This is a genomic window from Okeania sp. SIO3B5 (assembly GCF_010692555.1).
Lineage (GTDB): Bacteria > Cyanobacteriota > Cyanobacteriia > Cyanobacteriales > Microcoleaceae > Okeania.
Map to the genome: position 1 here is coordinate 1 of NZ_JAAHHG010000558.1, position 6,438 is coordinate 6,438.

Genomic DNA, 6,438 nt, shown 5'->3' on the forward strand with positions numbered 1-6,438 from the left:
GTTCCCGTATGCCCTACGGTACAGTTTAAACCTTAAAAAAATTTTGGTTCTCTGATACTTGTTGCTTAGAGCTTTTCCATACACAAGCATTCCTGTGCATGCGCCCCCTAACTCTAGTTTTCAAGGTACTAGTTTGCTACGATTAGTAGCTAGGTTTTTAGAGCGGTTGAATACCTTTGCCGCTTTTATAAGTGTAACATAAAGTTGCCCTAAAAGGGCAAGGCTTTAAACCCAATTTTTCGGTAAATTAATTAAGATTGTAGTCTTAGATGAGAAAAATTTACCTAACACCTAACACCTAACACCTGCTACCTATACCTAATACAGGATGGCAGAAATAACTAACCAGTTACAAAATCCTAAAAGCCTTACCAAGCAATACTTTTAACTTTTAACTTTTGAATGCATGACTTCCGCGTAGCGGCACTAATAATATGGATTTACGTTATCTCATTCCCTTTTTCGACCCCAAAGTCCAAACATGGGCGATAGAAGCTAGACTATTGCGATGGTTAACATTCCTCTGGTTATTTATCGGTCTAGTAGTATTATTTTCAGCCTCCTATCCCAGTGGTGCAACAGAATATGGAGACGGTCTATACTTTTTTAAAAGGCAGTTAATATGGGCCTTAGTAGGAATGGTGGGATTTAATGTAATTGTCTATACCCGCTTATCTACTATGCTGCAAACTGCCAAAATAGGTTTAATTCTCATACTAACCCTACTACTTCTCACCCTAATACCAGGAATAGGAACCACAATTAATGGTGCAACTCGCTGGATATCATTAGGTCCAGTACTTATTCAACCATCTGAACTAATGAAACCTTTTTTAGTGCTACAAGCAGCTCATTTATATAGTAAATGGAATCGCTTGACTTGGTTAGTGAGAATAATTTGGTTATGTACTTTTTCTCTAATCCTAGCATCCATCTTGCTACAGCCAAACTTAAGTACCACCGCCTTATGTGGCATGATTCTATGGTTTATTGCCTTTGCTGCAGGACTACCTTACTTTTATCTGGGAGGTATTGCTTTAGCTGGATTTCTTTTAGCTACCATTAGCGTCAGCATCAATGATTATCAGAGGAGACGAGTTCTTTCTTTTACAAATCCTTGGGCAGATTCAATGGGGGACGGTTATCAGTTAATTCAAAGTTTATTAGCAGTAGCTTCTGGAGATATTTGGGGTAGTGGTTTCGGGTTATCTCAGCAAAAGCTACATTTTCTTCCTATTCCATATAGTGACTTTATATTTTCTGTTTATGCTGAAGAGTTTGGTTTTGTGGGAGCCTTACTACTGTTACTTTTATTAGTTACATACAGTATTATTGCTTTGAGAGTTGCCTTAAAAGCTACTAGAATGGAACATCAACTTGTAGCTATTGGAGTAATGATAGCTTTAGTCGGTCAGTCTTTCTTGAACATAGGTGTTGCGACTGGGATACTGCCAACTACAGGTTTACCATTGCCAATGTTTAGTTATGGCGGTAGTTCAATGATTGGTAGTTTGTTGCTAGCTGGACTATTAGTTAGGGTAGCCAGAGAAGAAAATCAGGCAGATGTTTTAATCTTGAAAGAACGTCGCTTAAGAAGGCAACGCTATGTTTCAACAATTAATAATTAATAATTAATAATTAATAATTAGGGCTTGCTGATTAAATCTAAAAGCCTTTGCCAGTAAAGATTTTAGAGATTTTAGGTATCAGGAATGTGCGAACTTTTAGGCTACTGAGGTTCAAAAATTGAGCATTTTTGGCTGACTATGACAGAAGAATCACTCTTACTATTTTCCGACCAACTTCTCTGTAACTCCCCTAATCCTAACTCCTAACTACTCCCTACTCCCTTTTTCCCCTCCAGGGAGGGGGAGGGGCGAGGGGTGGGTTCCTACTCCCTACCTCAACCACTCATACTTTTTCAGCAAACCCTAATTAATTATTACCTCAAGAGTGAAAACGGAATTGATTGACTAATCATGAAAAATTTTTCTTCTCTTGGTCGATTGGATATGGCGAGGAGACCCGCTCTTGACAGAGCCGCTCCGCTTTATATGTTGCGGAGCAAAACGCTATCCCTTGACCGCTTGTTTCTCCTTGTAAAGCGACAGCTCGCGACGCAGCCAAGGAGAGGCTTTAAACCTTAATTGTTCGGTAATAGAAATATCCAGAAAAGAGAAAGTAGGAAGTAGGCAGTAGGAGGAAAGAATTGATAATTTATGTTTGATAATTGATTTTATTTTTTATTATCACGCCTATGTCTAATAAATAGGGCTTGCTGAAAAAGTCTTTTGGTAGGGGTAGGAGACAGGAGACAGGAGACAGGAGACAGGAGAAATTGGAGTTTATAGGAGGTAGGAGAAAGAATTGTAAGAATGATTTTTCTGCCCAACTATGCGCCTAAAATACTAACTTTTTGAGCATAAATAGCTGAAAAATTTGCACTTTTTAAAGGCTCCAAAAAGGCTTTAGTCTTTATATATCAATGCTTTTAGATTTAATCAGCAAGCCCTAAATATCTTCAGAAAATAGGAAAACCAGAACTGTGAAAATCCTGTATGGATAAAAATAGATTTTATTTTTGATTTGTGGAGATTCCTTATAATTTATTCGAGTAAGTTTAGTAATTAGTATTACTGGCAAATCCAAACAAATCTGATGAGTATGCAAAAGCTTCATTTTTTAATATCAGATGACGGTCTTTATCTCTATCGATCCATCCTTGCTGTTGTAATTTTCCCAGAATTCTCGTGACAGTTACTCGCGTTGTACAAATTGCACCAGCAATATCTTGATGAGTCAAGCGAATACTCAACCGAGTACCATCACTCACGGGTTGACCAAATTCTTGCTTTAACAATAATAGTAACTGATGCAGACGGTCTTCTACTCGTCGTTGTCCGGCGATCGCTAACAAAGCCTCTGTTTGCCGAAACCGTCTTCCTAATTGAGGTAACAATTCTTGAGCTAATTTTGGAGAAGCCTCTATCTCGATCATTGTATACCACATTAAACAAACATCAGACAAAGCATTTGCCCGATAAGTTTGCAAGTGGGAAAAACAACTGCCAAAGCACATAGAAGGTCCACCCCATCCGAGTAGACCTTCTTCGCCTGCTGGATAAAGAGTACTGAGTCGCACTAAACCCTGACAAATTTGCCAAATACCTTGCGACATTAAAGGTATTGTTTCTCCTTTATTAAAAAAGTGTAGATGACGTTCAGGACTTTCATTATACCTATTATTCTCTATAATTGCTCTAGAAGTTTGAGCCATATTTATACATTCCAGTTTACTATACTGGTTTTATATACATAAAATTTACCCTATCTTAGCAAGGTAAAGATTAGGTAATTAAAAGATTAGTAACAGGTTAAGCTTTAAGAACTCAGCAATCAGAAGTCAGAAGTCAGAAGTAAAAATTCGTGGCTAGTTTTAATCTCCCACTAATTTTAATTCACTCAAATGAAATTTATAGGCCAATACGGTTCAGTTAAGGATTTTTTTTGCAGTTCTTTAGTTTGAAAAGCCTATCTAATGGTTCCACATTATAGGAGTTTTCGTCTTAACTGAACCGTATTGATTTATAGGCAAGAGTAATATAGAATCCAATTATATAAAATGTGTTTATCATTCTATAATTACTTCAATATTAAATCTCCCCTACTCCCTTACTCCCCTACTCCCCTACTCCCCTACTCCCCTACTCCCCTACTCCCTTACTCCCCTACTCCCCTACTCCCTACTCCCCTACTCTCTACTCCCAATCCAAACTTATGCCACAGGTCGCAATAATTCAGAGCGGAAATTTTGTCGAACTTGAATATTAAGATATCGTCTTTGTAAAACCTGCCATTTTCGCCATGCTTGATGCCAACTTTGTTGTATTTGCTTCTCTAAAGTAGGAAGAACTTTGTCGATTTTAGATTGCAAAACATTTTCCAGAAATTCTCTTAAAACAACACTATCTTGAAGATCGCCGAGATATTCCTGAATTTCTTTCATATCTTTTAAATAAGCTTCATAAGTCGGACCATAAAATTCCGTAAACAAGCTCATCTGGTAACGAACCCGTTTTACTTCCTTGCGCAGATCATGTAGATTTTCCTCATCTTGATCGCTAAGACTTATAAAAGAAACATCATTATTAATTTTGACAACGTGATGCTGAGAATTAGTTTTTTGTAGTAAAAAATCCTGATTATTACTTGTTTCTAAATCCTCTTTTTCAAGACCTACCAACCAGCCAGGATGAAGCAGTAATTGACTAACTTCAGGTAATAATAAATCTGGTAATACCTCTTGAATAGGCAGGCGAGAAATACTTGTATAAATTGGGTTATCCAACCATTCCTGCAATTTCTTCTTCAACATTAAATAACTCTTATTTCCCAGTATTCCTCGTACTTTTTTAAAAGATTGACGACGTTTTTTTCGTAACTGCTGCATAACCTTCTCTAACTCTGCTTGTTCTTGAGCAGGTAAATTTGGTTGATAGCGATTTTGAAGCGCTTCTAAAAGAACATCTAAATCTCTTAAACCCCCTAAACAACGAGCAATTTTACCAATCTTTCGATCTTGAGCTGCTTTCGGCAAAGTGACAACTGGCCTAAAACCCCGAGCAGCAGAGCGCAAGCGACGCATACCCACACGCATTTGATGTAGCTCCTCCGGGTCTCGGTCTTTGAGTACCTCTGGTTCATGTCTGAGGGTTTTCTGAAAATGCTTTTCAAAAGCTAAGGATGCCCAGTCTCCAAGACTATTTACTTTCGGCAATACTTGTGTTGTCATAGTTAATTAAAACCCTAACTCAACTTTTACAGTTACGTCTACGATATTCTGAAAAACTTTTATAATAACACTTTTTGTTGCTTTTTAACAGACTTCCTTGTCTATTTTGATTTCCCAACAACTCTGTTATTATGAGCTACACTTTCAAGTATGAAAAAGTATGGTGTAAATAATAAAAAAGTATTTTGATCGATTAAAATAATTTAAGTTAAAGATTCAGGCTTATTTAACAAAAATTTGTCTAATAATCAACTGTTTGATGCTAAAGCCCAAAAATATAGACTATCCTAGACAAATATTGACAAAATGTCTAGGATTATGAAACAATCGCGAAGAAGGCAGAAAAATTAGCAGTCAGTGTCAAAGCAAAGCACAAATATTGTTGACATCTCTAGACAAACCATGCTAACCTTGAGTGATATAATTCAATATTAATAATGGCTAAAAATCACGGTTCCTTGATAGGTATAGAAACAAAAATTGAATATAATCCTATACTTGAGGAACTCGGAGCATTGTATGAATCCTGGAAACGCTCTGGTATTAACTGGATGCAAACAGAGAAATTATCAGAATCCGAACTAGAAAAGCGAAGTAATGAAAAAGTTTAACATTCAATGGGCATGGGCTGATTCAATTGCCACTGAAGCACGAACATGTTTAAACCAATTAAAAATAGCTAAAAATCACCATATTTCTAAATTAGAGTTACAAATCCAAGCTAAAACAACTGCGACAAAAAAACTCATCATTAAACTAGAAAAAACTTTAAAATTAGCAAATAAAAAAGGTTTTCCACATATACAAGCTCGGAAGAAATTTCAGAATAAATTGCTAGGTTTAAAGAGTAAAATTCATAAAATAGCTAACCTGAAACGAAAATTAAAGCAGTTAAAAAATACAGAACGTTTACATATTTGCTTTGGCTCATCGAAATTATTTAATGCTCAACATAATTTATCAGAAAATGGATATAAAACCCTAGATGAATGGAGTGATTATTGGAGAAAAAAACGCTCAGGTAGGTTGTTATATGTGGGAAAATCTCAGCCAGGCGGTGGAACTATGCTCAAAGTTTTCCCATTACAAGAGGAAGGTTTATATCAACTACAAGTTCAACTACCTAGACCGTTACAGGATAAATATGGTCAGAAAGTACAGCTAGAATTTAGTGTTTCAGATAGGAATGGCAGATCTAGAGCCACAGATTTAGATTATGCCATAAACAATTTAAAACCAATCACAATTTCTATTTTTCGTAGAGAACATAAACAGGATAATTGGTATATACATCTTTCTACTTATGTACCAGAAATACCAGTAGTTCATACTAGAAAAAATGGTTGCATAGGTATTGATTTTAATGCTGATTCAATTTCAGTTACTTATGTTAAATGGGATGGCAACGTTGAATATTTAAAAGAAATACCTAGAGAGTGGAAAAATCAAACTATAGGGCAACGACAAGCATCCATGAGAAATATCGTTTGTCAAGTTGTGTTCTTAGCGGAATTTTTTAAATGTGCTATTGCCATTGAGTCTCTAGATTTTACCAAGAAAAAGGCTAAGATGAGTGGATATTGTAAAGTTTACAATGAGATGCTGTCTAACTTGTCTACAGGAATGTTTAGAGATACTTTAGAATC

General features: G+C 36.1%; 5 protein-coding genes. 3 read left to right on the forward strand and 2 right to left on the reverse strand.

The genetic code is table 11. From position 1 onward, the window contains the following. Positions 1-434: 434 nt before the first annotated feature. Positions 435-1,628, forward strand: coding sequence for an FtsW/RodA/SpoVE family cell cycle protein (locus F6K54_RS38110; protein WP_293089265.1), 1,194 nt, complete (start codon positions 435-437; stop codon positions 1,626-1,628). Positions 1,629-2,620: 992 nt separating this feature from the next. Here F6K54_RS38110 and F6K54_RS38115 read toward each other — a convergent pair. Both F6K54_RS38115 and F6K54_RS38120 read right to left on the reverse strand, forming a co-directional pair. Next, positions 2,621-3,277, reverse strand: a complete 657-nt coding sequence (locus F6K54_RS38115) for a Crp/Fnr family transcriptional regulator (protein ID WP_293089267.1) — start codon at positions 3,275-3,277, stop codon at positions 2,621-2,623. A 498-nt stretch (positions 3,278-3,775) separates the two neighbouring features. Next, complete coding sequence (locus tag F6K54_RS38120) at positions 3,776-4,792, reverse strand: CHAD domain-containing protein (protein WP_293089268.1); 1,017 nt, start codon at positions 4,790-4,792, stop codon at positions 3,776-3,778. Positions 4,793-5,229: 437 nt separating this feature from the next. On the opposite strand from F6K54_RS38120, the gene F6K54_RS38125 reads away from it, so the two are divergent. Together F6K54_RS38125 and F6K54_RS38130 are read left to right on the forward strand one after the other, a co-directional pair. Continuing rightward, positions 5,230-5,403, forward strand: a complete 174-nt coding sequence (locus F6K54_RS38125; RefSeq protein ID WP_293089270.1) for a hypothetical protein — start codon at positions 5,230-5,232, stop codon at positions 5,401-5,403. Next, the coding region (locus F6K54_RS38130) for a hypothetical protein (protein ID WP_293089271.1) at positions 5,390-6,438 on the forward strand (1,049 nt) is incomplete at its 3' end. The genes F6K54_RS38125 and F6K54_RS38130, both read left to right, overlap by 14 nt.

Excerpts from the sequence above, each read along its gene's own strand:
- F6K54_RS38110 (WP_293089265.1), top strand. The coding sequence starts at position 435 with ATGGATTTACGTTATCTCATTCCCTTTTTCGACCCCAAAGTCCAAACA.
- F6K54_RS38115 (WP_293089267.1), bottom strand. The coding sequence starts at position 3,277 with ATGGCTCAAACTTCTAGAGCAATTATAGAGAATAATAGGTATAATGAA.
- F6K54_RS38120 (WP_293089268.1), bottom strand. The coding sequence starts at position 4,792 with ATGACAACACAAGTATTGCCGAAAGTAAATAGTCTTGGAGACTGGGCA.
- F6K54_RS38125 (WP_293089270.1), top strand. The coding sequence starts at position 5,230 with ATGGCTAAAAATCACGGTTCCTTGATAGGTATAGAAACAAAAATTGAA.